Annotated in this window: 21 protein-coding genes and 1 tRNA gene; 11 read left to right on the forward strand and 11 right to left on the reverse strand. The window is 73.8% G+C overall.

The window, feature by feature from the left end:
- Window positions 1-279: 279 nt before the first annotated feature.
- Both ACIBTV_RS17950 and ACIBTV_RS17955 read right to left on the reverse strand, forming a co-directional pair.
- A complete protein-coding gene (locus tag ACIBTV_RS17950) occupies window positions 280-804 on the reverse strand; it encodes a MarR family winged helix-turn-helix transcriptional regulator (RefSeq protein WP_396706157.1) in 525 nt (174 codons plus the stop codon).
- Window positions 805-920: 116 nt separating this feature from the next.
- On the reverse strand, window positions 921-1364 hold the full coding sequence (locus ACIBTV_RS17955) for a hypothetical protein (protein WP_396706159.1): 444 nt from the start codon (window positions 1362-1364) through the stop codon (window positions 921-923).
- A gap of 296 nt (window positions 1365-1660) precedes the next feature.
- Between ACIBTV_RS17955 and ACIBTV_RS17960 the strand changes: the two genes are divergently transcribed.
- The gene (locus tag ACIBTV_RS17960) at window positions 1661-1831 is read left to right on the forward strand and encodes a hypothetical protein (RefSeq protein ID WP_172836455.1); all 171 of its coding nucleotides are present in this window, start codon (window positions 1661-1663) and stop codon (window positions 1829-1831) included.
- 135 nt (window positions 1832-1966) lie between these two features.
- Here the strand turns inward: ACIBTV_RS17960 and ACIBTV_RS17965 are convergent, their stop codons facing one another.
- Both ACIBTV_RS17965 and ACIBTV_RS17970 read right to left on the reverse strand, forming a co-directional pair.
- Complete coding sequence (locus tag ACIBTV_RS17965; protein WP_396706161.1) at window positions 1967-2377, reverse strand: FmdB family zinc ribbon protein; 411 nt, start codon at window positions 2375-2377, stop codon at window positions 1967-1969.
- Window positions 2378-2384: 7 nt separating this feature from the next.
- Entirely contained in the window at window positions 2385-3053 is a 669-nt protein-coding gene (locus ACIBTV_RS17970; RefSeq protein ID WP_396706163.1) for a 5-formyltetrahydrofolate cyclo-ligase, read from the reverse strand.
- 85 nt (window positions 3054-3138) lie between these two features.
- Between ACIBTV_RS17970 and ACIBTV_RS17975 the strand changes: the two genes are divergently transcribed.
- The 6 genes from ACIBTV_RS17975 (at window position 3139) to ACIBTV_RS18000 (ending at window position 9948) form a co-directional block, all read left to right on the forward strand.
- A complete protein-coding gene (locus ACIBTV_RS17975) occupies window positions 3139-5655 on the forward strand; it encodes a diguanylate cyclase (protein ID WP_396706165.1) in 2517 nt (838 codons plus the stop codon).
- 9 nt (window positions 5656-5664) lie between these two features.
- The gene (locus tag ACIBTV_RS17980; RefSeq protein WP_396706167.1) at window positions 5665-6627 is read left to right on the forward strand and encodes a UTP--glucose-1-phosphate uridylyltransferase; all 963 of its coding nucleotides are present in this window, start codon (window positions 5665-5667) and stop codon (window positions 6625-6627) included.
- Entirely contained in the window at window positions 6624-7907 is a 1284-nt protein-coding gene (glp, locus tag ACIBTV_RS17985; RefSeq protein ID WP_396706170.1) for a gephyrin-like molybdotransferase Glp, read from the forward strand. Before ACIBTV_RS17980 ends, glp begins: the two co-directional genes overlap by 4 nt.
- 94 nt (window positions 7908-8001) lie before the next feature.
- Window positions 8002-8652, forward strand: coding sequence for a GNAT family N-acetyltransferase (locus ACIBTV_RS17990; protein ID WP_396706172.1), 651 nt, complete (start codon window positions 8002-8004; stop codon window positions 8650-8652).
- 177 nt (window positions 8653-8829) lie between these two features.
- Window positions 8830-9639, forward strand: a complete 810-nt coding sequence (locus ACIBTV_RS17995; RefSeq protein ID WP_396706174.1) for a hypothetical protein — start codon at window positions 8830-8832, stop codon at window positions 9637-9639.
- A gap of 235 nt (window positions 9640-9874) precedes the next feature.
- Window positions 9875-9948, forward strand: a tRNA-Ala gene (locus ACIBTV_RS18000).
- A gap of 156 nt (window positions 9949-10104) precedes the next feature.
- Here the strand turns inward: ACIBTV_RS18000 and ACIBTV_RS18005 are convergent.
- The gene (locus ACIBTV_RS18005; RefSeq protein ID WP_396706176.1) at window positions 10105-10575 is read right to left on the reverse strand and encodes a hypothetical protein; all 471 of its coding nucleotides are present in this window, start codon (window positions 10573-10575) and stop codon (window positions 10105-10107) included.
- Between the two features lie 218 nt (window positions 10576-10793).
- On the reverse strand, window positions 10794-13136 hold the full coding sequence (locus ACIBTV_RS18010) for an RICIN domain-containing protein (protein ID WP_396706178.1): 2343 nt from the start codon (window positions 13134-13136) through the stop codon (window positions 10794-10796).
- A 570-nt stretch (window positions 13137-13706) separates the two neighbouring features.
- Between ACIBTV_RS18010 and ACIBTV_RS18015 the strand changes: the two genes are divergently transcribed.
- Window positions 13707-14798: a DUF1996 domain-containing protein gene (locus ACIBTV_RS18015; protein ID WP_396706180.1), complete on the forward strand. Its 1092-nt coding sequence runs from the start codon at window positions 13707-13709 to the stop codon at window positions 14796-14798.
- A gap of 163 nt (window positions 14799-14961) precedes the next feature.
- Here ACIBTV_RS18015 and ACIBTV_RS18020 read toward each other — a convergent pair whose 3' ends face one another.
- Window positions 14962-15618 (reverse strand): 4'-phosphopantetheinyl transferase, encoded by a 657-nt coding sequence (locus ACIBTV_RS18020; protein WP_396706182.1) that lies wholly within the window; start codon window positions 15616-15618, stop codon window positions 14962-14964.
- 265 nt (window positions 15619-15883) lie between these two features.
- Between ACIBTV_RS18020 and ACIBTV_RS18025 the strand changes: the two genes are divergently transcribed.
- The gene (locus tag ACIBTV_RS18025; protein ID WP_396706184.1) at window positions 15884-16147 is read left to right on the forward strand and encodes a hypothetical protein; all 264 of its coding nucleotides are present in this window, start codon (window positions 15884-15886) and stop codon (window positions 16145-16147) included.
- 62 nt (window positions 16148-16209) lie between these two features.
- Here ACIBTV_RS18025 and ACIBTV_RS18030 read toward each other — a convergent pair whose 3' ends face one another.
- The 3 genes from ACIBTV_RS18030 to ACIBTV_RS18040 all read right to left on the reverse strand — a co-directional run bounded on the left by ACIBTV_RS18030 (window position 16210) and on the right by ACIBTV_RS18040 (window position 20252).
- Window positions 16210-17007 (reverse strand): peptidase, encoded by a 798-nt coding sequence (locus ACIBTV_RS18030; protein ID WP_396706186.1) that lies wholly within the window; start codon window positions 17005-17007, stop codon window positions 16210-16212.
- A 2-nt stretch (window positions 17008-17009) separates the two neighbouring features.
- Complete coding sequence (locus tag ACIBTV_RS18035; RefSeq protein ID WP_396706187.1) at window positions 17010-18290, reverse strand: VWA domain-containing protein; 1281 nt, start codon at window positions 18288-18290, stop codon at window positions 17010-17012.
- Window positions 18291-18668: 378 nt separating this feature from the next.
- A complete protein-coding gene (locus ACIBTV_RS18040) occupies window positions 18669-20252 on the reverse strand; it encodes a dolichyl-phosphate-mannose--protein mannosyltransferase (protein WP_396706499.1) in 1584 nt (527 codons plus the stop codon).
- Window positions 20253-20488: 236 nt separating this feature from the next.
- Here ACIBTV_RS18040 and rsmI point away from each other — a divergent pair, with 236 nt between their 5' ends.
- Window positions 20489-21337 (forward strand): 16S rRNA (cytidine(1402)-2'-O)-methyltransferase, encoded by an 849-nt coding sequence (gene rsmI, locus ACIBTV_RS18045; protein WP_396706189.1) that lies wholly within the window; start codon window positions 20489-20491, stop codon window positions 21335-21337.
- A gap of 43 nt (window positions 21338-21380) precedes the next feature.
- Here rsmI and ACIBTV_RS18050 read toward each other — a convergent pair whose 3' ends face one another.
- Complete coding sequence (locus tag ACIBTV_RS18050) at window positions 21381-22487, reverse strand: hypothetical protein (protein WP_396706191.1); 1107 nt, start codon at window positions 22485-22487, stop codon at window positions 21381-21383.
- 168 nt (window positions 22488-22655) lie between these two features.
- Between ACIBTV_RS18050 and metG the strand changes: the two genes are divergently transcribed.
- Window positions 22656-24458: a methionine--tRNA ligase gene (metG, locus tag ACIBTV_RS18055; protein ID WP_396706193.1), complete on the forward strand. Its 1803-nt coding sequence runs from the start codon at window positions 22656-22658 to the stop codon at window positions 24456-24458.
- Window positions 24459-24548: the final 90 nt, after the last annotated feature.

Genomic DNA, 24548 nt, shown 5'->3' on the forward strand with positions numbered 1-24548 from the left:
ACGCCTGGACCGTCGCGGAGACCACCCGCACTGAGCGCACCCACCACGGCTACCAGGCCGAGGGCAACAGCGGCCCGGCCTACATCGCCTGACCGGCACCCTCATCGACTGCGGCTCGTGCCCGCACAGCGTGCGGGCACGAGCCGTCTCCTCCGCGGCCGTCAGTGCCCTCTCATCGTGATCAACCGCGGGTGGCCAGGCAGGCAGGGGCGGCCCGGTTTCCGAGAAGCAACTGTCGGGCCAGTGTGACGTTGCTCGATGAGGCAGCGGTCGGCGCTCTCAGGCACCCCGAGACGCCGGGTCGATAACGCTGCCCACGGCCAGACAGGGGTCGGTGCCCGGCGCGGCACTCACGATCGCCTCCGCCGCGCGCTCTGCCGCCTCACGAAAGCCCGCGCGTTGCTGCGGCGACAGACCGCCGAGCACCTGGTCCTCCGCGCGAGCGACCCGCTCTTCAGCGTCGGCCAGGACCCGGCGGCCCCTGTCGGTGGCCACGATGCGACGGGCGCGCCGATCACGGGGGTCCAGTTGCCGCTCGATCAGACCAGCAGCTTCGAGGTCGTCGATGACATAGGTCAGCACGCTTCGGTCGATCACCAGCCGAGCCGCCAGGGCGCCCTGCGTGGGAACGTCCTCGTGCACGACCACGGCGAGGATGTGGTATCCGCGGCTGCCGTGCGGAAGGTCCTGCAACGTCTCCTCGACGGACTCCTGCCACCGGCGCAGCACCATGCCGAGCGACCAGCCGAAGTTGACCCCACGCTGGCGGTCAGTCGAGGGTGGCACCTCTCCAGCAGCTGACATGGCCCAGATTGTATCACTCTGCGTTGATCAGAACATGATTTGCGAACAAATCATTTGTTAGGCAACTCATATCCGGTTCTGATGGCAGAACACCTGGACCACGCAGGCGCCCGAGATCAGAAGATGAGTCGGGAGCAGAGCAGGCAGACCAGGGCCACCAGCACCACCCCGGCCACCGCGCCGAAGCCGTACGTGACCCGCTGGGAGCGCTGCTCCGCCGCGTCCAGGGCCACCATGTCCTGGGTCGGCAGTTGCCGGGGTGGCGCCGGTTGCACGTGCAGGGGAGGGCGCCACCCGGCCGGCGGCGGCACGCTCGGCGGGGGACCGGTGTAACCGCCCGTCGGCCCGCCTCCGGTGGCGCTCGCACTGTAGGCGCCGCTCCCGGAGGGGCCGCCTCCGTAGGGGCCGATCCCGGGCGGGTCGCTTCGGTAGGGATCGCTCCCGGACGGGCCGCTCGGGGACGGGCCGGCCTCGCCGGCCTGCTCGGGCCGCCCTTCGGCGCCGCCCGGAGGCCGCCGCCAGTAGTCGTCCGGAGAGCTGCCGCCGCTGGGGGTCGTCACGCCGTCCGACGCTACCAACGCAGACCCCCCGCGACCGGCGGACGCGGCCCCTCTTCTCTGGGGAAGATCGCGCCCCAGCGATCGAACGCGCCCCGCGGAACACGCCCCCCCGGGCGCCCGGGGGACCCGGTGACCACTACTTCAGGGAAGAAGGCCGCTCGCCGGCGGTGGGAGACGACAACATCAGGGAAAGAGTCCCCTCCGCGCCGCCGGTGACCGGGGGCGCGGGCTGGCTGGGCTTGGTTGGCGGGCGGGTGCCGGGGTAGCGGGCGCTTTCTGCGCTAACCTTGCGGCTCGTGAGCACCGACGACCCGGGGACCCGCGGCGACGAGGACCGCACCGTCGACCTGAGCGACGACGTGCTGCCCTCGCAGACCGCCGACGACACCGATCGTGGTTGGGGCGAGTGGTCCGGCGGCGGCAACGACGACTGGCTGCTCGCCGAGCGCCCGCCGCACTGGGAGTGATCTCCGGTCAGCCCGCACGGCGGCGCTGAACCTGCTGCCCTCGAGCTGACCCACCGCGCGTGCCTGTGGACAACGGGCCGCCCTGTGGACAACGCCCACGGGACGGCCCGATGTGACAGCCGGGGATCCTCGGTGTCAGGACGCGGAGCTGCTGCTGGCGGCCGTGGCCTTGCCCGCCCCGCCGCTGGACGACCCGCCGGACGAGCTCGACGACCCGTTCGACGAGGACGTGGTGGCGGACGTGGTCGAACCGGAGGACGACTCGGTCTTCGCCGGCTTGCTGGTGGTGGTGCTCGACGAGCTGTCGGAGCCGGACGAGCGCGAGTCGGTGCGGTAGAACCCGGAGCCCTTGAACACGATGCCGACCGAGTTGAAGACCTTGCGCAGCCGCCCCTGGCACGCCGGGCACTCGGTCAGCGGCGCGTCGGAGAATGACTGCACCGCCTCGAGCTGCTGGCCGCACGCGGTGCAGGCGTACTGGTACGTGGGCACGTTCTCCTCCGGATCAGAATCGGCCGGTTGGCACTCGACGTCTTCGAGTGCCAATGGTGCGTCATGCGCCCCGGGTTCGTCCAGCGGACGTGTGGGGCGCGACACCCTTGCCGGCGGCGTCCAGCGTACGCAGGCCGTCGGCCGGGGTGACCACCGCGCTGACCGGGCGGTCGTGCGGCTCAGCCGGTACGGCTGGCACCAGCTCACCGTCGTGCAACGGCACCACGGTCAGCGCTGATTCCCGGACGCGGGCGAGCGCCCGGTCGTACGAGCCGCCGCCCCGGCCCAGCCGGAGCCCGCGCCGGTCGACCGCGAGCGCCGGCACCACGAGCAGGTCGACGTCGGTGATCACGGTCGGTCCGAGTCGGGGCCCGGTCGGCTCGCGCATGCCCCGACCGGCGGCGGCGAGCCCGTCCGGTCCGGCGTACGCGGCCCAGTCGAGGTCCAGGTCGGAGCGGAGCACGGGCAGCAGCAGTTCGCCGCCCGGGGGGAGCGCCGCGTGCAGCACCTCGGGCAGCTCCGGGCCGCCCGGTTCGGAGCCGACCGGCACGTACGCCGTCATCCGGCGTGGGCGCAGCCGGCGTACGAGCGCGACCAGTTCGGCCTGGACGCGGGCGGCGGCTTCCGCCCGGTGCGGACCGGTCAGTTGCCGGCGGTGAGCGAGCAGTGCGACACGCATGTCGCGTTTAGCCACATGGGTCACTTCCGCTTCATCAGAAAATTCCGGCACGCAACACTCCTGACGCAACGCCGCTCCCATGGTTGCTCTGTGTCAGCATCGCAGCATCGGAGGCGGAACTTTCGGGGGGAACCGAGTGACGCTACGCGGGCGGTTGACGGCGGCCTTCCTCGCGGTGGTGCTCGGCCCGGTCCTGCTCGGCGCCCTCTTCGTCGCCTCCACCATGAACGCGGTGGACCGCGGCCGCTCGACCGAGCGGCTGGCCGTGGCGGCCGCGACCGTGCGTACCTCGGTCGACGCCCTCTGCCAGCAGCTCCGCGCCGCCGCCGACGCGGTCGCGCTCGCCGGCCCCGACGCGACCGGCAGCGCGGGGCAGGTGGTCAGCCGAGGACTGGCGGCCGCAGTGGTGGTGCGCGACACGGCCGATCGGATCACCTACGCCACGCCCGGCGGCCCGCCGCGCCCGTGGCGTGAGTGCGCCGACGCCGCGCCGGCCGGCGGTCCGGTCGGCGCCCTGACCGCCCGGGTGGACCTGCACGACCGCGCGGGCGCGACGCTCGGCACCGTCACCACGGCGCAGCCGATCGACCCGGCGTTCGTGGCCCGGCTGGCCGCGGTGACGGGGGTCGCGGTCACCCTGCTCGACGACGGCGCCGGGCCCGTGCGGGTCACCCACACGACCGAGTCGCTGGAGGTACGCGACGCGGTGCTGGCCGCCGCCGGGACGCTCGACGGGGAACGGGTCCGGAAGACGGACGACGGCCGGTTCGTCCGCCGGATCGGGCCCTCGTCCGGGCAGCCGCTGCCGCTGGTGCTCTCGGTGCCGAGCGAGCGGCCGCCCGGCCTGGACACCGCGCTGGTCGTCGCGGTGGTGCTCGCGGGGCTGCTCGCCGTGCTGGCGGCCTGGCGGCTGGCCCGGGTCACCACCCGCCCGCTGGTCGAGTTGGCCGCCGCGGTGGACCGCGTCGCCCAGGGCGACCTGAGCGCCCGCGTCCCGGTCCGCACCCGCGACGAGGTGGGTCGGCTGGCCGGCGCGTTCAACCGGATGACCCGGGAGACCGGCTCCTACGTGGCGGCGTTGACCAGCAGCCGCGACCAGTTGCGCGGCCACCTGGCGGTGCTCGGCGACACCCTGGCCAGCACCCACGACCTGCAACGGATCCTGCGGGTGATCCTGCACAGCGCGATCGCGGCGACCGGTGCCCGGGCCGGTGCCGTGCTGCTTGTCGACTCCGGCGACATGCTCGTCGCCCAGTGCGCCGAGGGCCTCGACGGGCGCTGGCCGGACGGCGAGGCGCCGGAGACGCTCCGGGTGCCCGTCGGTAGCGGCGTGCTCGGCGCGGTCGCGGCGACGGGCGAGCCGCGGTGCGGGCGGATGGAACCGGCCGACGTGCCGCCGGGCGAGCCGGGCTGCCGTACGTACGTCGCCGTGCCGTTCGCCGCCCCCGCCGGACCCGGCCTCTCCGGCCCGGCGGCCGGCGACTCGGGCGCGGAGTCACCCAGCGCGCCCGGCACCTCCGGCGACGCGGCGGGCGCGCCCGGCTGGCCCGGCGACGCGGCCTGGCCCGGTGCGGCCGGCGATGCGGTCTGGCCCGGTGCGGCCGGTGACGCGGCGGCGGCCCGAGCCTCGGGCACGGACGACGCGCCGACCGCCGAGCTGCCCAGCGGGGTCGGGTTCGCCCTCGCGGCGGAGGGTGGCGGGGCCGCCACGACGCTCGGCGTCCTGGCCCTCTACGACCGGTTGGGCGCCGACGAGTTCGACGAGGACGATCTGGTGACGCTGCGCACCTTCGCCGGCCACGCGGCGGTGGCGGTCGACAACGTACGGGTGCACGAGGAGGCGCAGCGGCTCTCGCTCACCGATCCGCTGACCGGTCTGTGGAACTACCGTTACCTGCGCGAGTGCATCCGGCGGGAGGTGGAGCGGGCGAGTCGGTTCCGCCGGATGCTCAGCGTCCTGGCGCTGGACCTGGACCGGTTCAAGGACGTCAACGACACTTACGGGCACGCGGCCGGCGACACGGTGCTCGCCGAGTTCGCCCGCCGGGTACGCGGCGAGATCCGCGAGGTCGACTTCGCCTTCCGTCAGGGCGGCGAGGAGTTCGTGCTGCTGTTGCCGGAGACCGACGCGCGCGGCGCGGCGATCGTCGCGGAGCGGCTCGGCGCCGCCATCCGGGGCACCTCGGTCCCGGTCGAGACGCACAGCGGCGGCACCGTGCCGGTCCGGGTGACCGTCTCCATCGGCATCGCCGTCTACCCCGACCACGCCAGCACCGGCCAGCAGGTGATGGAGGCGGCCGACGACGCGCTCTACGCCGCGAAGGCGGCCGGTCGGGACACCTACCGGGTGAGCCCCAGTCGGCAGGTCGCGGCGATCGAACTTCCGGTGCCGGCGGGCGCGGTCAGCCCACCGGACGGCCTGCCCCGGGCGGGTCGCGCCGCCGCGCCCGCCCGGCCCGCGTCCGCGCGCTCGACCGACGCCGCTGCGCCCGTCGAGGCGGCACACGCCGGGGCGGAACCCGCCGGTGAGCCGCTCGGCCCGTCGCTCACCGGCCCGGACGTCGCCCGGGCCGGGCCCGGTTCCCCGCGGTCGGCCCCGGCGGGCGGCGCGTCTTCCGGGCCACACCCGCCGCGGCAGAGCCGTGGCCGATAGTCTCGCGACATGTCGGAGCACTCAGCGAACTCCTCACCGGCGGCCGCCGCGACCGGCCGCTCCCGCGCGGTCAAGGCCGTCATCCCGGCGGCCGGCCTGGCCACCCGGTTCCTTCCCGCGACGAAGGCGGTGCCCAAGGAACTGCTGCCGGTCGTCGACCGGCCGGTCCTGCAGTACATCGTCGAGGAAGCCACCCAGGCCGGCATCAACGACGTGCTCCTGATCACCGGACGGGGCAAGACCTCGATGGTGGACCACTTCGACCGCCGCCCCGACCTGGAAGCCCGGTTGCTGGAAAAGGGCGACGAGAAGACACTCGCGGCCGTGCGCCGGCCCAGCGAACTCGCCGAGATCTACACCTGCCGGCAGCCGGAGCAGCTCGGCCTCGGCCACGCGGTCGGCTACGCCGAGTCCCACGTCGGCGACCAGCCCTTCGCGGTGCTGCTCGGTGACGAGTTCGTCAAGCTCGACGAGCCGCTGCTGCCGGCCATGTTGGAGCTGCAGGCCCGCACCGGCGGGGTGGTGCTGGCGTTCTTCGAGGTCGACCCGGCTGAGACGAAGCGCTACGGCATCGCGTCCGTCGAGCCGGCCGAGGCCGAGCTGACCGACATCGGCGAGGTCGTCAAGGTCACCGGCATGGTGGAGAAGCCCAAGCCGGAGGACGCGCCGAGCAACCTGGCCGTGCTCGGCCGTTACGTGCTGCCCGGCCGGATCTTCGACGCGATCCGCCGCACCGAGCCGGGCAGCGGCGGCGAGATCCAGCTGACCGACGCGATGGAGCTGCTGCGTACGGAGGGGACACCGGTCCACGCGATCGTCTACCGGGGCACCCGCTACGACACCGGCATGCCGCTGGGCTACCTCCAGACGGTGGTGCAGATCGCCGTCGAGCGGGAGGACCTCGGCGCCGAGTTCCGCAAGTGGCTGGTCGAGTTCGTCAACTCCGACGCGTCGGGTGGATCTGGTACATGACCGCGACGGCCGACGCCGAGGCGGCCGCGAACGAGTTGACGCCGCTCGCCGACTACCTGGGCAGCGTGCTGCGCAGGTTACGCGCGCTGCCGCCGCTCGACCTCGAGCTCACCCAGGCGCACGGCAACGTCCTCGCCGAGGACGTCGTCGCGCCGCACGCCTTCCCGGCCTTCGACCAGGCCGCCGTGGACGGTTACGCGGCCCGCTGGGAGGACATCTCCGGTGCCGGTCGGGCCGCCGGGGGTCGGGCCGTACGCCTCAACGTGGTCGGCGACCTCGGCGCGGCGAGCTGGCGGCCGGTCCGGCTCACCCCCGGCTCGTGCTTCTCGGTGGCCGCCGGGGCGCCGCTGCCGGTGGCCGCCGACGTGGTGGTGCCGGTGGAGTGGACCGACCAGGGCATGGCCGCGGTGGAGATCTACCGCACCCCCAAACGGGGGTACGGTCTGCGCCGGGCCGGGGAGGAGCTGCCCGTCGGCACGCTGCTCGCCCGCGCCGGCACGTACGTCTCACCGGCGCTGGTGGCGGTCTTCGCCGCCACCGGCATCGGGCACGTGGTGGTGCGGCCCAGCCCGCGGGTGGTGATCGTGGCGACCGGTGACGAGCTGGTCGACGTGGGCCGTGGCAGCCAACCGGGCCAGGTGGTGGACGCGAACTCGCACGCGTTGACCGCGGCGGCGGCCGAGGCGGGCGCGCTGGCCTACCGGGTCGGGATCTGCGACGACGACCCGGAGGGCCTGCGGGGGCTGCTGGAGGACCAGACCCTGCGCGCCGACCTGATCATCACCACCGGTGGCACGGGCACCGGTCCCGGGGACATGGTCCGCCGGATCCTCTCCCGCCGGGAGGGGGGCCGGGCGGGGCCCGTCGCGTTCACGGACGTGGCGCTCTACCCGGGGACGGCACTCGGCTTCGGCACGGTCGGCGCGGAGGAGGTGCCGGTGGTCTGCCTGCCCGGCGACCCGGGGGCGGCTCTGATCGGCTTCGAGGTGCTGGCCCGCCCGGCGATCCAACTGCTGGCGGGCGCCGAGCCGGTGTTCCGGCCCAGCGTCCGGGCACACCTGCTGGAGACCGTGTCCTCCCCGGGCGGGCTGCGCGAGTTCCGCCCCGCGCACGTGGCCGAGCGGCGCGGCGGCGGCTACACGGTCCAACCGCTGAGCGGCGGGCCGTTCACGCTCGCCGGCCTCGCCGAGGCGAACGGTCTGCTGGTGCTCGGCGAGCGGGTCACCACGGCCGCCGCCGGCTCCACCGTGGACGTCCTGCTGCTGGACCGTCGCCGGTGAGCGGTCCCGGACCGGGCCGGCGCGGGTCGGGTGGGGCGGTACGTGGGCGGCCGGTGGTCGCGGGACCGGGGGTCGCGGGCGTAGGGTCCCGCCCGTGAGCCTCTTCGGAACCGGACGACCACCCGGCTGGCCGGCCGTGCTGGTGGACGGGCCCGTGGTGCTGCGGCCGTACCGGCGGTCGGACGCCGTCGCCTGGTCGGAGGTGCGTCGCGCCAACCAGAGTTGGCTGGCTCCGTGGGAGGCGTCGCTGCCCGGGGACTGGGACGAGCTGAACTCCCCGGCCGCGTTCCGTTGGGTGCAGCGCGACCAGCGTCGCTCGGCGCGTACGGGTGAGGGGATGCCGTTCGCGGTCTGCCTGCGCGAGGACGGTCAGGAGCGGCTGGTCGGGCACCTCAACGTCGGCAGCATCGTGCGGCGGGCGTTCTGCTCCGGCTACGTGGGCTACTGGGTGGACCACCGGGTGGCCGGCCGCGGGGTGATCCCGACCGCGCTGGCGCTCGCCGTCGACCACGCCTTCGGCGCGGGGGGCCTGCACCGGGTGGAGGTCAACATCAGGCCGGAGAACCGGCCGTCCCGGCGGGTGGTGGAGAAGCTCGGGTTCCGCGAGGAGTCGTACCACGTGCGCTACATGCACATCGACGGTGCGTGGCGGGACCACATCGGATACGCGATGACCAGCGAGGAGGTCGCCGCCGAGGGCGGTCTGCTCGCCCGCTGGCACCGGGTGCGTGCTGCCGCGAGGTGAACCGTCCCACGGACGGGATCGGCGCGGCGTGCGGGCATAGCGGACCGCCGCCCGTAACCTCAAGTAACTGCAAGCTGTGGCAAGCGCTGTTCGCCCGCACGATCCACGGGACCGACGCCGATCGGTGGAAGATCCTGCGGCCGGGCGGTGGTTGCCCCGAATTCGGTGACGGGAGGGGTGAGGGTGCCGACCTCGGTGCTCCTCGCCGTCCTCGCCGCCGCCGGCCTGCTCGCCCTCGCTCCGGCGCTCGTCCGCCGGTACGACGCCGCCGAGCGGCTGGTGGCGGAGCGGGCGCAGTCGACGGCGCGGGTGCTCCAGCGCCAGCGCCGCCGCCGTACTGTGCCGGGGCGGCGGCCGGTGCGCCCACCCCGATCCCTCGTCGTCACCCTCAGTGAGGATCCGACTACGGGTGGTCTCGCCGCCCCGATCTCCGCGCCGCCCGCCGCGCCCGTATCGGCCGGCCGTTCCGGCCGCCCCGGTCGGCTGCGCTCGGTCCCGCCCGCCCCGAACCGGGCGCGCCGCCGGCCACCACCCCGCCGGCACACCCCCGCCGTCTACCGGCGCCGCCGGGTGCTTGCCGCCCTGCTGCTGCTCAACGCGGTCGAGTTGGTCGGCGTGGTCGTGGTCGGCCCCGGGTTCTGGATCAGCGTCTCGGTGACCGGCACGCTGCTGATCGCGTACGTCGGGCACCTACGCCAGCGGGCCATCGCCGACCAGCGGCGGCGGCGCGCACGGGCGCGCGAGGCGGCCTGGCTGGCCGCCCGGCAGGCCGAGGTGCGACGGGAGCAGGCCCGTCGGGCGGCGGCCCGTCGGGAGGCGCAGCGCCGGCTGGCGGCTCAGCGGGAGGTCGTACGGCGGGCCGCCATGGGCCTGGACCGGCCGGCCGACCTGCCGGCGGCGGCGAACGGCGGATCGGTCTCCTACCGGCGCTCGGGCGGGCTCCGGGGCCGCCCCTACCAGTCCGGCCGCACCAGCCACCCCGCCTGAGCCCACTCCCGCCCTGCGCCCCGCCCTGCTCCCGCTCCCTGCGTCCCGTCGATCATGCACGTATGGTGCCCGGGATGCCCCGTTGGTGATGATCTGTCAGGCACCACAACTGCATGATCGCCGGGGACGGCGTGGCGGGCGGGGGTGATTCGCTTCCGGGGTGCCCGACCTGTTAGCCTTGTCGCCGGCCCGCCCGGTGATAGCCGGGTGGGACCGAAGCCGGTTAGCCGGCGGAGGGGCTGTGGCGCAGACCGGTAGCGCACCTCGTTCGCATCGAGGGGGTCAGGGGTTCAAATCCCCTCAGCTCCACCCAGTTCAAAGGCCGTTTCCCCGTGGTGGGAGACGGCCTTTTCGATGACCGCATGACCAAGCCCGGCGGGCGGCCGACATCCAAGCAGGTTGCGTGTTCCAGGTCGGTGCTGCGCTGGCGAGCGTCTGCGGTGCTCGCGAGCGGGTAGGCGCGGACTAATGCGCCGAGGTGGAGCTACTGTGCGCGTCTCCGGTGGTCTTCTGCGCTGCCAGCAGCTCGCGGGCCTGGGCCAGCAACTCGCGCAGTTCCTCGCGGTCGCGTCGGCTGCGCATGCGGTTGCGGTCCTGCGGGGACGTGCGCTCCAGGCCGAGGGCATCGGCGGTCTCCCGGGGCACACGGGCGCGCACCAGATTGCCGATGTGATACCGGGTGGCGGTCTGGGTGACCTTCCGCTCCTCGGGGCTGTAGCCGGCCTGGGCATACAGCTCGCGTACGGCGTACCGGTACACGCCGGTGCGGCCGGTCCAGTCGGGGTCGCCGGACGCGGTCAGATAATGCTCGCGCAGGTCGACCATCTGCTCGGCGAGGGCGCGCAGCAGGATCGTGCGGTGCTCACCCGTGGTTTGTCGCGCAGCACGGAGGATGCGCACGACATCGCGCTCGATGTGCTGCTTAGCGGCGGCCATGCCGCGAGAATACGCGCGCGGGGAGCTCCTTGATCATGGCCTGGTAGGCCCGGGGGAGCACCCTGGCCGTCGGCGTCGTGTCGGTCGGGGCGCGGCGGACTCCGGCGGTGATCAAGAGGTTCGCGTCAGAAGTCGGCTCGCGGATGACGCGAACCTCTTGATCACCGGGACGGGAGGGGGACGGGAGGGGGACGGGAGTGGGGTGGGGTGGGGTGGGGTCAGCCGAGCTTCCATTTCTGGTGGGCTTCGCCGGTGCACTGCCAGATCTGCAGCTGCGAGCCGTTCGCCGTGTGGTGATCAAATACGTCGACGCAGCGGTCGGCGCGGACGTTGACCAGGTCGTACGCCTTGTTGAGCGTGAACTTCTGCGACGCGGCGCCGTTGCAGTCGGCCAGCAGCACGGCCGCCCCGTCCGACGTCGAGTGTCCGGCGACGTCGAGGCACTTGCCCAGGGCGCGGACGGTGCCGTCGGAGGGGAACGTCCACAGTTGTCCCGCCGTCCGGCGGCAGTCCCAGATCTGGAGTTGCACTCCGCTGGTGGCCTTGCCGCCAGGGACGTCGATGCAGCGGTCACTGGCGAAGCCCACGATCGGCCTGCCGGTGGGTGCGTTGGGGGATGACGACACCGCCGACTGCCGGGGGCTCGCCGACGTGCCGTTGCCCGTCCCCGGTGACGGCTGACCCGCACCCGTACGGCCGGGCGTCGGTTCGCCGGTCGGCGGGGTGCCGGCGGTCTGGGACGGGGCGCCGCCGGCCACCGGCAGGCCCTGGAAGCCGTCCGTGATGAGCGCGAAGAGGCTTCGGCTCGCCGACCAGTCCGCTGCCGGAGTGGTCCATCCGAGGGTGTACGCGTGCCCGTTGTGGCCGACGAACAACCGGCTCACGGCGTGCGTCGGCGTGCCGTCGGGACCGTCGTACGTCCACTCCCACTCGGCGGCCCGTGCCTGGTAGGGGACCGCGCCGAGGCGCACCTGACGGTAGCCGTCGTACTTCCTGCGCTCCGCCTTCTCCCGCGCCCGCAGGTCGGTGGTCGGGTTGGTGGGCACGGTGCGCTGTTCGCCGACGACGAGCACCCGGGCGCCGTCCGGATCGCGGAACTCGGTCCAGTCACCGTCGCGGTCGGCCACCCAGCCGTCCGGCACGGGTAGGAGGAACCGGGGGTCATCCCGGTGGTAGTGCCAGCCGGAGGGCGGCGGCGGCAGGACGTGCGACACCGCCGTGTCGGCGAACGCGGTCGGGCTGGGCGGTTGGGCCGCCGGGTTGTCGGTGGAGGTGCCGGGCAGCCCGCCGTATTGCAGCGAGACGCCCACCAGCACGGCGAGCAGGAGCCCGGCGGCGAGTGACCCGACCAGCCAGCTGCGGCGTCGCCGGGCCGTTGCCCGGGCGGGCAGGACGTCATCGATGCCGTCAGCGGCACTCCCGCCGCCCACCGCGCCCCCGACACCCGCCGCGCCCGCGGCACCCGCGCCCGCCACGGGACCCGTCGCGCCGCTGTCGGCGGCGCCGGTGTTCGCGGTCGTGGTCGGCGTGCTGGAACGGAACTCCGGCACGATCATCGGGCGGGGCGTCTCGCCGGAGCCGCCCCGGGTGGCCCGCGCCCCCGACGTGGGCGATCCGGCCTCGGCACCGGCCACGCCCGGGGGGACCGTGCCCGCCAAGGCTGTGGGGACCGTGCCGTCCGTGCCGGAGGGGCCCGAGCCGGTGGGGTCGGCGGCGGCCGAGCGCAGCAGGCGGTCCGCCTCCCCGGCGTCGATCCGCTGCTGCGGGTCCCGCCGGAGCAGCCCGTTGAGCAGTTCGGTCAGCACGCCGGCGCGTTGGGGCGGTGGCGGGGGTTCGGTGGCGAGCGCGGCCAACGTCGCGATCGGGGTGGAGCGGTGATACGGCGTACGGCCCTCGACCGCCGCGTAGAGGGTGGCGCCGAGCGACCAGAGGTCGGCGGCGGGGCCGACGGCACCGTCGGTGGCCCGTTCGGGGGCGAGGAACGCGGGCGAGCCGAGGACCATCCCGGTCTGCGTCACGCGGGGGTCGCCGGGGAGAGTGGCGAGCCCGAAGTCGGTCAGCACCACGCGACCGTCGTTGGCGAGCAGCACGTTGGCCGGTTTGACGTCGCGGTGCAGGATGCCGGCCCCGTGTGCGGCACGCAGCGCGGCGAGCACGCCGAGCCCGATCCGGGCGACGCGCGCCGGTGGCATCGGCCCCTCGGCCTCGAGCGCCTGGTGCAGGGAGCGGGACGCCACCAGCTCCATGACGATCCACGGGTCGTCGTCGGAGTGCAGGACGTCGAAGACGCGTACGACGTTGACGTGGTCGAGGCGGGCGACGGCCCGAGCCTCCCGCAGCGAGCGTTCGCGGAGGTCCCGGCGCTCCTCGTCCCGGAGTCCGGCCGGCGCCACCAACTCCTTGATGGCCACGTCCCGTTGGAGCATTTCGTCGCGAGCCTGCCAGACGCGACCCATTCCGCCCTGACCGAGCGGGCGTACCAGACGGTAACGATTGGCGATGAGCTGTGAAGAGGCGCCGAGCACGGCGAAACGGTACCCGGCCTTGATTACGAGACCCATTCCGATGGCTCGCCAAATGACGACAGTTGGCTATGTCACAGCAGGTCGGACGAGGTTCCTGAGCGGTCATCCTGGAAGGAATACGGCTTTTCGTGCTACGTCTGTCGCCCACCGCATTGTTACCGGCGCGTAGCTGGTGGAATGGTGGTGAGGTTCGGTGAAAATCGAATCACGCGCGGGACGTAGGTGCAGATGCTGGGCGATTAGTGCCCGGCCGGGGCCGGTCGACAGTCCGTGATGTCGGTCCCGATGCCGCTGGGCGCGGGCGGCCAGGCCCCGGGCGTCGGGGGTGTGGGGGCCGGGATGCGGCGACCGAGTGCGCGGCCGACCGGCGCCGAGAATGTGCCGACTCCCCGAGAGGCATTCAAATTACAGTTTCTCCGCGAATTTGAGAAAAATCATTCCTGGGTCCGCCGCCGCAGGTCAGGCGGCGGGTAGGAGTCAGAGACTTAAGTAAGACCTAAGCGATTATGCCTCGATTTCAAGGGTGCCGGAACCGTATTCTTCCGAACCGGAAGAAAGGTGCTCCCCTCGATGATCAGGCGACTCGATTCACGGAAACTTCGACCGGTGGCGGCGGTCCTGCTGCTCAGCCTGGCCCTGACCGCCGGCTGCAAGGACCAGGTGACGACCCCCGGCGCCGCCGCCCCGTCGTCCGCCACCGGCCTCGGTCCGGGCGGGGCGGCCGACCCGGTCCAGACCTCGGCCGGACCGTCGGCCAGCGCTGCGGCCGGTTCGCCGACGCCCAGCGCGACCTCCTCCGGCTCGCCCAAACCGCCGGCCGCCCCCCGGCCGCCGGTCAACAAGGGTGGCTGGATCGTCATCGATCAGGCGGCGCAGGCGGCCCGGACAAAGGCCTTCTTCGCCCGCAAGCCGAAGCCGGTCACCGGCAACCCGGTGAAGGTGCCCGAGTTCAACGTCGGCTGCACGGTCAGCCACCACAACAACGACGACCCGATCGTCGCTCCCGGGCTCGTGGGCGCGTCGCACAACCACACGTTCTTCGGCAACCGGTCCACCGACGCCGACTCGACCTACGAGTCGCTGATGGCCGCCACCCGCACCAGCTGCAACGTCGGCGACGACCACTCCGCCTACTGGATTCCCACCCTGCTGCAGAACGGCAAGCCGGTCGATCCGAAGGAGGTGACCGTCTACTACGGCTCCCGGTTGAAGGACCCGAGCAAGACCCAGCCGTTCCCGCCCGGCCTGCGGATGATCACGGGCGACGCGAAGAAGCAGACCGACACGCCCGACAAGCAGGGCAACCACTTCTGGTGCGCGGGCATCGGCGGTGAGACCGGCCGGACGGCCGACGGTCTCTTCCCGATCTGCGCGAAGACCGCCAACCTGGTCCGCCAGGTCACCTTCTTCGACTGCTGGGACGGCAAGCACCTGGACAGTCCGGACCACAAGTCGCACATGGCGATGGGCGACCACACCGGCGCCTGCCCGAAGAGTCACCCGGTGCCGGTCCCGTCGGTGTCGTTCGTGATCGGGTACCCGCTGAACACGAACACCAACGGCATCACCCTCGCCTCGGGCACGTCGTTCTCGATGCACGCCGACTTCTTCAACGCCTGGGAGGACGACGCGCTCGCGGCTCGCGTCCGCAACTGCCTCAATCAGGGCGTGAAGTGCAACTCGGCGGGCAACTTCTAGCGCGGCGGCCGGAGCGGACGACCTCCGGCTGACTCGCGGCGTGGTCTCCGGTGGTGCGCTCGGCGACGGGCGGAACCCGACACCCCGGAGACCCGTCGCGTTGTCCGGGGCGCTTACCAGGAGCGGGCCACCCGGCCACGACCGGGAACCCGGCCGCGACGGGTCAGCGCAGCGGGAGGACGGCGGCCGTGCGGACCAGCCCGTCCGCCACGACGAAGCGGCCGCGCACCGTCCCCGGTGGATCCTCGACCGGCGCGGTGGCGATCCGGGCCGGTGCGATCCGGGCCGTGAACGTGCCGGCGTCCGGGTCCAGCTCCACGTGCGCGTCGGCGAAGTCGAGCCAGGTGCCGACCACCGGGTACCAGACCTTGTAGACGGTCTCCTTCGCGCTGAACAGCACCGCCGGCCAGGAGACCCCGCCGGGCAGCGCGGCCAGCCGGTCCTCCTCCTCCGGCAGGCAGATCATCCGGCGTACGCCCTCGTTGAGCTCGCGGTGCTGCTCGGCGTCCATGCCGACGGAGCGGACGGCGGTGATGTGGGCCGCGGCGGCCGCGCAGTATCCGCGGGTGTGGGTGATCGTCCCGACCACGCCCGAGGGCCAGATCGGCGACCGGTCGGCGGCCGCCACCACGGCGGCCGGCGGCAGGCCGAGCGTCGTCATGGCCCGTCGGGCGCACACCCGACCGGCGGTGAAGTCCCGCCGCCGGCCCTCGACGGCCCGCTCGCTGAGGCAGGCTCGCTCGGCTGCCAGCAGCTGCCCGGTCCAGTCGTCGGGCCCGGCCACGGCCACCGCGACCTCCGGTGGCAGCAGGTCACGCACGGGAGACCCCCGGACCGGCCGGCGGCTGTCCCGCGACGGCGGGGGCCCGGTGCGCGGGATGCGCGTGTCCGGACATTTGGTAGCGCTCCCGCCGGCCGAGCGTCGGATATGTGACTGCCACGAGTGACGAAAGTACCGCAACCATGTAACACCGGATGGTTCCGGAGCGCTGCTTCGGCGGCAGCCGGCATATTGGCTGCCGCGACAGCGGTCGATCCAGGTCGGGCCGTGGCCCGGCCCTGTCAGGATCCGGAGAGGGAGCGCGATGACCGGTGCGGAAGGGTTCAGCCCGCGGAGCGACGAACACGCCCCGCTGACGCCGGGCTGGAGCTGCGGTTCCTGCGGCGACGAGTGGCCGTGTGCGACCAAGCGCGCCCGGCTCCTGGAGGAGTACGGGGACCGGGCGATGCTCAGCGTCTACCTGGGCTCCTGTCTCGCCGCCGCCAGCGAGGACCTGCATACCGCACCGGTGGCGTCCCTGCAGGATCGCTTCATCGGCTGGCTGCCCCGCGGCCCGCGTACCCGCTGACGGTTCCGCCGCCCGGCGCCGGGGCGCGGCGCCGGGCGGCGGTGGTGTTCCGGGCCTGACCCCTAGGCTCGCCGGGGACGTCGGGTCAGCGCGAAGCCGACCACCCCGGCCACCGCGGCGAGGATCCCGCCGACGCCGGTCCAGATCCACCGGGAGCCCAGCGCGGGCAGGAGGTCGGACAGGCCGCTGTCCTGCTCCTCGTCCGCTGCGGCAGGTGCGGTGGCGGCGTCCTCGGAGAGCAGGGCGCCGGCACGGGTGTTCGGCACCAGCGGCGCGGCCAGTTCACCGTCGTCGGCGGGAGCGCCGCCGTCGCCGTCCGCGCTGACCAGCAGGTCCACGTCGATGGGCGCGCCCAGGTCCGGCTCCGGCAGGTCGACGACCGACAGCCGGACGTAGTACGTACCGGGCAGCGGGTCGGCCGACCACGGCTCGGCCCACGGCCGCACCTCGCGGAGGGTGCAGCCGAGCGACACGCTCCCGCTCGCCGCCTCGGCGGTCGGGGTCTGCGCCCCGGCCGTGCAGGCCTGCCGGCGGCGGAGCCCGTCGAAGACCTCCACCGTCCACGTCGACGCCCCGCTGCGGTTGCGCGGGAACGACACGGTGGCCGTGATGTCGTGCACCTGGCCGGCGTCGGCGGTGAACGACCAGTAGAGGTGGTCACCGGTGGAGGCACCGACCCGGACCGGCTGGCCGGCGTTGATGGCGGTGGCGGTGAGGAACGACGTGCCCGCCCGGGTCACCGTCTGCGCGCCGGGCGAGGGGGTGGGCGCGGGCGTCGCGTCCGCGGCGGCGGCCGTGGGCAGCAGCGTGGCGCCGGCGACGGCGAACAGCGCCACCGTCGACCTCAGGGGGGTACGCACGCTCACTTCTCCCTCCAGGTGGCCACCCACCAGCGGGTGAGCAGGCCGGTCACCAGACCGGTGAGCAGACCGGCGACGGTCAGCAGGGCCAGCAGCACCCAGCCGCGGCCGAGGTCCGGCCCGCGCGGGTCGGGTGCCGCGGCGACCACGTCGACGGTCAGCTCGACGGGCATTCCCGGCGTGAGCCCGGTGCCGGGGCGGGGCGCGAACGAGTTGCTGACCACCAGGCAGACCATCTCCGCGGGGGCGGGGACCTCGGCGTCGCGCTCCTCGGCGTCGCGTTCCTCGGGCTCGTCGCCCGACCAGCGCAGCCCGGCGGAGACGACGTCCGCCCGGCCGCTGCCCGCGTCCGCGCCACGGACCAGTTCGCGGCCGTCCTGGGCGACGGCCCGCAGCAGCACGCCGTAGTCGCGGTTGACCGGCCGGTCCAGCGCCATGCTGACCGACGCCCGCAGCTCCTGGCCCGGCCGCACCGGAACCCGGTACCAGCGGTGCTCGGAGAACGTCTCCCGGTCGGTGTAGACGCCGGGCCCGAGCACGGGCGCGCCCGGGCAGGCGTTGCCGCCGCCGACGACGGTGGGCGTGCGGGTGTACGTCTCACCGGCCCGCTCGACCAACTGCTTGATCCGCCCGGTCAGCTCCTCGGTGCTCTGGGCGGCCGTGTAGGTGCCGCCGGTCGCGCTCGCGATGCAGAGCAGCTGCCGGCGTACCTTCTCGTCGGGGGCGAGACCGAGGGTGTCGACCACGAGCCGGGTGCCCTGGGCGGCGAGCTCCCGGGCGACGTCGCAGGGATCCGGCGGGGCGCAGGTGTCCTCGCCGTCGGTGATCAGCACGATCCGTCGGGTGGTGGCACCCGTGCCGAGGTCCTCGGCGGCCTTGCGCAGGGCGAGCCCGACCGGGGTGAAGCCGGTCGGCCGCAGCGTGGCCACCGCCGCCTTCGCCTCGGTCCGGTCGACCGGGCCGACCGGCACGATCTGCTGCGTGTCCTGGCAGCCGACCTTCTTGTCCTTGCCCTGGTAGGTCGCGCCGAGCACCCGGATGCCGAGCTGCGTCTCCGCCGGCAGCGCGTCGACGACCTCGTTGAACGCCTGCTGCGCGACGGAGATCCGGCTACGGCCGTCGATGTCGCGGGCGCGCATCGACCCGCTGACGTCGAGCACCAGCTCGACGCGGGGTGGCTCGGGGGGTGTCGGCTCGTCGGCCGCGGCGGGCGCGGGCCCGAGCAGCGCGGAGACCACCAGCAGTCCGACGAGGACCGTGGTGGATCGTCTTGAGTTGATCACCGGCGCAGTGTAGGAGCAGTCCACTTAGGATGATCATTGGGGTGGGTCGGCGTACGGCTGACCGCTGTGGACGATCGGGGTCGGGCCCACCGGCGCGGTGACGGTGGGTCAAGCTGCGCGTCTTCCACGTTATCGGGCTGGCATCCGTCAGAAATCTGACCCAAGTCGACCCGTTGTGCCGGTGGTGCAGGGTGGTTAAGCTTCTCTTGCGCGCCCCAATCGCCCGCTTCCCCCGTGGCAGGCGATCGGGGCGCGCGTCTTCGTCCCGCGGGCCCGCACGCCGACGCGTGCGGGCCCGTTGTCGTTCGGCCGTCCCGGTGCCGCCGCGCCCTCCGTCGCGCCGTCCCGGAACGGGGCGCGGGCGCGCGGCGAGGCCGGTCAGATCCAGCGACCGTCCAGCCACATCCGGGCGGACCAGTCCGCGTACGGGATGATCCGGCCCACGAAGATCGGATAGAAGTACGCGAAGCAGAGCGCGACCAGCAGCACGTACGCGCCCACGATGACGCCGCCGACGACCCGGCGGTCGTGCGTGGTCTCGGCCGGCACGGGCGCCCGGACCACCCCGGCACCCGCCTCGGCGGGCGAGATGATCGCCCCGAGCACGTAGACCACCGCCAGGACCAGGAACGGCAGTGCCGGCGCGGTGTAGAACGAGAACATCGTCCGACCGTCCAGGGCGAACCAGAACCACGGCAGCAGGCCGGCCGCCACGGTCAGCAGGATCGCCCCGGCCCGCCAGTCCCGCCGGGCGGCACCCAGCCAGACCAGCGCCACCAGCGCCGGCAGGAACGACCACCAGAGCAGCGGCGTGCCCAGCAGCAGGATCTCCGCCGCGCAGCTCGCCGCCCCGCAGCCGCCGTCGCCCGACCAGTAGAACGCCACCGGCCGCCCCAGCAGCAGCCACTGCCACGGCCAGGACTGGTACTTGTGCGGGTCGTCGAGGCCGGTGTGGAAGCCGTACGCCGCCTTGTGGTACTCGAACAGGTTGATCAGCGGCCCGACCACCGGGGCGTCGCTGAGCGGGGCGCCCGGGTAGTTGGCCGCGAGCCGGTAGTAGCCGCCGTCGGTGAGCAGCCAGCCCGACCAGGTGGCCAGGTAGGTGCCGACCATCAGCACACCGGCCAGCGCGAACCAGGGCAGCTCGTCGAGCACGGCGTCCCGCCACGGCCGGCGGACCCCCGCCGACCGGCGCACGCCGACCTCCCAGAAGAGCACCAGCAGGGCGAACGCCGGGACGAAGTAGAGCGCGCTCCACTTCACCGCGCAGGCGCAGCCGAGCAGCACACCCGCCGCGAGCCGCCACCACGGCCAGCCCCGCCAGCCGGTCGCCGGCCGACCCGCGCGCCCCGGCCGGGTCGGGTCGAGCCCGGCCTCCAGAGCCCGCGCCCACCGTCGGCGCTGCGCGTCCCGGTCGAGCACCAGGGCGCCGAACGCGGCCAGCACGAAGAAGAGGAGGAAGATGTCGAGCAGCGCGGTGCGGGACAGCACCAGGTGGAAGCCGTCCAGGGCGAGCAGCAGACCGGCGGCGCAGCCCAGCGCGGTGGACCGGAACATCCGCCGGCCGATCCGCACCAGCAGCAGCACCGAGAGCGTGCCGATCACGGCCGCCGAGAAGCGCCACCCGAACTCGGGCGACGTGGTCACCAGATGCCCCGGCACCGAGACGCGACTCTCCGGGTCCTGGTAGCCGAAGGCCCACTCGCCGAGGCCGATGAGCCACTTGCCCAGCGGCGGGTGCACCACGTACGACGGGTTGCCGTCCTTGTAGTTGAACTCGAAGCCGCGGTCGATCAGCCCGTACGCGTCCCGCGCGTAGTAGACCTCGTCGAAGATCTTGCCGCTCGGGTGGGACAGGCCCACGAAGCGGAGGATCCCGGCGATCAGCACCACGACGCCGGTGGCCAGCCACGACCAGGCGTCGAGCCCCGCGTCGACGGTCGCCAACCGGCGGCGGACCACCCCGGGGAGGCCGTCGCCGTCGGCCCGGGGCCCGGCGGTCGCCCCGGCCGACCCGTCATCGGCCGTACGCTCGGCCTCGGCGGCTCGTCCCACAAGACCCTCCGACTCCGCCCGCCCGGTGCCCGCGCTCTGTGCTGTCGACGCACTCGTCACCCGGGAATCGTAGGCTGCCATGGTGACCGGTGGCGCCCGTCGTCCCCGATACCGGAACGGCTGTCGACCGAGGAGCGCAACCTGTGGGTGAAATGTCGGACGTCGGTCGCCTCGTCCTGCTCGGCGCGCCGCTCGGCAACCCGGCCGACGCGTCCACCCGGTTCCGCGAGGTGCTCGCCAGCGCCGACGTGGTCGCCGCCGAGGACACCCGCCGGCTCACCCGACTGGCCCGGGACCTCGACGTCACCATCCCCGGGCGGATCGTCTCCTACTTCGAGGGCAACGAGGAGCGGCGTACGCCGGAGCTGGTCGAGGTGATCCAGGCCGGCTACCTGGTGGCGCTGGTCACCGACGGCGGCATGCCGAGCGTCTCCGACCCCGGCTACCGGCTGGTCCGGGCCGCCCTCGACGTCGGCGCGCCGGTCACCGCGGCCCCCGGCCCGAGCGCCGTCACCACCGCCCTCGCCCTCTCCGGTCTGCCCTGCGACCGGTTCTGCTTCGAGGGGTTCCTGCCCCGCTCGCCCGGCGCCCGGCGGTCGCGCCTACGGGAGCTCGCCGCCGAGCAGCGCACGCTGGTCCTCTTCGAGGCGCCGCACCGGGTCGCCGGGGCGCTGACCGACCTGGCGGACGCGTTCGGCGCCGACCGGCCGGCCGCGCTGTGCCGGGAGCTCACGAAGACCTACGAGGAGGTGCTCCGCCGGCCGCTCGGCGACCTGGCCCGCTGGGCCGCCGAGGGGGAGCCGCGCGGGGAGATCACCCTGGTGGTGGCCGGCGCCCCGGCGACGCCGGCGCAGCGCCCGGACGACGACACCCTGAAGGCGGAGGTGGCCGAGCGGGAGGCCGCCGGCCTGTCCCGCCGCGACGCGATCAGCGAGGTGGCCACCCGGCACGGGCTGCGCCGACGCGAGGTCTACACCGTCGTCCACCGCTGACAGCCGCCGCGCTCAGGCCCGGCGCGCCCCGCCCTCGGCTCGATCACCAGGCGGCGGCGAGGAACCCGAGGGTGATCAGCGCCGGCCCGCCGAACGCGGCGGCGACCGCCCAGCGTCGTGCCCGTGGGTCGCCCAGGAGCATGCCACCGGTCCACCGGGCGATCCCGGCGCCGCAGGCCACCACCATCAGCAGGCCGAGCATCCAGCGCAGGTGTCGGGCCAGGCCCCGGTCGGCGTACGCGGTGCCGCCCTCGGGGCCGGTCATTCGGGCGGGAAGGATCGCGCCTCGTGCGGCCCGCTCGGCCGGTACGCCGCTGACCCGCACGCCGTGCGCGATGAAGCGCCCCCCGTCGGCGGTGAAGACGCCCCGGCAGCGCTGGGTGAGCCCGCCGCCGGTGCAGTCGGAGATCGCCACCCGGCCCTCCGTCGAGTGGCCCAGCGCCACCCAGAGCGGCCCGGCGCTGACCCAGGCGAAGAACGCCGCGACGAGGCTCAGCGCCAGCAGCGCGGCGAGCCCGGGCAGGGGGTCGGGTGGGTGGGCCGCCCGCCTCGCCCGCCGCCGGCGGATCGGGGCCTCCCGCTTCCGCTCCGGTTCCGCCCGGATCGGGGTGCCGTCCCAGTGCACCTCCTCGATCGGCGGCCAGAACGTCGGGTCGTCGTCCTCCTCCGCCATACCGCTGCGGGTCGCCCGGCCGCCACGGTGCCACCGCTTCGGCTGGCGGACCGGCACCCGGCGGGGCAGGGCGTCCACCGGCGCCCCGGTGGTCGGCTCCACCTCGACGGGGGCCGCCCCGGGCTGGGCGGAGGAGTCCTCGGTGACCGGCCCGGCCCCGGCGCCGCCTCCCGCAGGGCCGGGGAGCGCCGGCGGTGACGCCGGAGCGGGGACGACCGGTCCGGTCGCCGTCTGCCGCCGACCGCGCCGGGCCTGGGCCGGCGGAGCCGCCTGCGCGGGCGGCGGCGCGGCCCGGTCCGGCGACGTCTGGCCCTGGTGTGGGGCCGGTTGGTGCGGCGGCGCGGCCCCACTCGACGGCGCGGGCGTCGCCGAGGCCTGGTGGGGAGCCAGCTGGTGCGGCGGCGCGGCCCGGTCCGGCGAGGCCGGCGCCTCGGCGGGCTGGTCGTCGGGCTTGCGGGCCGATCGTCTGCCAGTCACGAGGTTCATTGCACCCCGGACCGGGAGGGGAACTGGGCAGCTGAGGCGCGTGTCGACGACAAATCGGACCAAAGGGGGAGGGGTGTCCGCCTGATCGCCGATCCGGTGACGCCCCGGCACCCCTATTGGTTCGCGACCGCCCCACGGGGGTCATTAGGCTTGCTGGTCATGAGTCACGTTCTCGCGGCGGTTGCCTGGCCGTACGCCAACGGCCCGCGCCACATCGGCCACGTCTCCGGTTTCGGCGTTCCCTCCGACGTCTTCAGCCGGTACATGCGGATGGCCGGTCACGACGTGCTCATGGTCTCCGGCACCGACGAGCACGGCACCCCGATTCAGGTGCAGGCCGACGCCGAGGGGGTCACCCCGCGCGAGCTGGCCGACCGCTACAACCGGGTGATCGTGGAGGACCTGCACGGGCTGGGCCTGTCGTACGACCTGTTCACCCGCACCACCACCCGCAACCACTACGCGGTGGTGCAGGACCTGTTCGAGGGGATGTACCGCAACGGCTACATCGTGCCGAAGACCACGATGGGGGCGATCTCCCCGTCCACCGGCCGGACGCTGCCCGACCGCTACATCGAGGGCACCTGCCCGATCTGCGGCTACGAGAGCGCCCGCGGCGACCAGTGCGACAACTGTGGCAACCAGCTCGACCCGATCGACCTGATCAACCCGAAGTCGAAGATCAACGGTGAGACGCCGGAGTTCGTCGAGACCGAGCACTTCTTCCTCGACCTGCCCGCCCTCGCCGACGTGCTGCGGCAGTGGTTGGACACCCGGGAGGGCTGGCGCCCGAACGTGCTGCGGTTCTCGAAGAACCTCCTCGACGACCTCCAGCCCCGGGCGATCACCCGGGACCTGGAGTGGGGGGTGCCGATCCCGCTGGACGGGTGGCGCGACCGGTCGGACAAGCGGATCTACGTGTGGTTCGACGCGGTCATCGGCTACCTGTCCGCCTCGATCGAGTGGGCGCGCCGCTCCGGCGACCCGGAGGCGTGGCGGCGGTGGTGGTCCGCCGACGGCGAGGGCAAGGACGCCCAGACCTACTACTTCATGGGCAAGGACAACATCGTCTTCCACTCGGTCATCTGGCCGGCGCTGCTCGCCGGCTACTCCGGTGAGGGCGCCCACGACGGCGAGCCGGGCGACCTGGGCCGCCTCAACCTGCCCACCGAGGTGGTGTCCAGCGAGTACCTGACCATGGAGGGGCGGAAGTTCTCCTCCTCCCGCCGGGTCGTCATCTATGTCCGTGACTTCCTGGAGCGCTACGACGCCGACGCGCTGCGCTATTTCATCGCCGCCGCCGGGCCGGAGAGCAACGACACCGACTTCACGTGGGCCGAGTTCCTGCGCCGCAACAACGACGAGCTGGTCGCCGGCTGGGGCAACCTCGTCAACCGGTCGATCTCCATGGCGGCGAAGAACTTCGGCGAGATCCCGCCGGTCGACCCGGCCGGTCTCACCGAGGCGGACGAGGCCCTGCTCGCCACCGCCCGGGCCGGTTTCGCCACGGTCGGCGACCTGATCGCCAAGCACCGGCAGAAGCAGGCCATCGGTGAGGCGATGCGGGTGGTCGCGGAGGCCAACAAGTACCTGTCCGAGCAGGCGCCCTGGAAGCTGAAGGACGCCGCCGACAAGCCCCGGATGGGCACGATCCTGCACGTCGCCCTCCAGGTGGTCAGCGACGCCAATACGCTGCTCACCCCGTTCCTGCCGCACTCCGCGCAGAAGGTGCACGAGCTGCTCGGCGGCGAGGGCGTCCACGCGCCGATGCCCCGGATCGTCGAGGTCGCCGACCTCGACGGCGGGCCGGCCTACCCGGTGCTGACCGGCGACTACACGCAGGGCGCGCGTTGGGAGTCCGTGCCCCTGGTGGTGGGTCGGCAGCTCGCGGCGCCCAAGCCGGTGTTCCGCAAGCTCGACCCGTCGATCGTTGACGAGGAGCTGGCCCGGCTGGCCGGCTGACGGAGAACGCGGTGTGCGGCCCCGGGGCATCCCCGGGGCCGCACCCTCCTCTGACGTCGGCCGGCCGCGCCCGAACCGGGCGCCACCGGC

It is taken from the genome of Micromonospora sp. NPDC049366, assembly GCF_044466625.1.
Taxonomy (GTDB): domain Bacteria; phylum Actinomycetota; class Actinomycetes; order Mycobacteriales; family Micromonosporaceae; genus Micromonospora.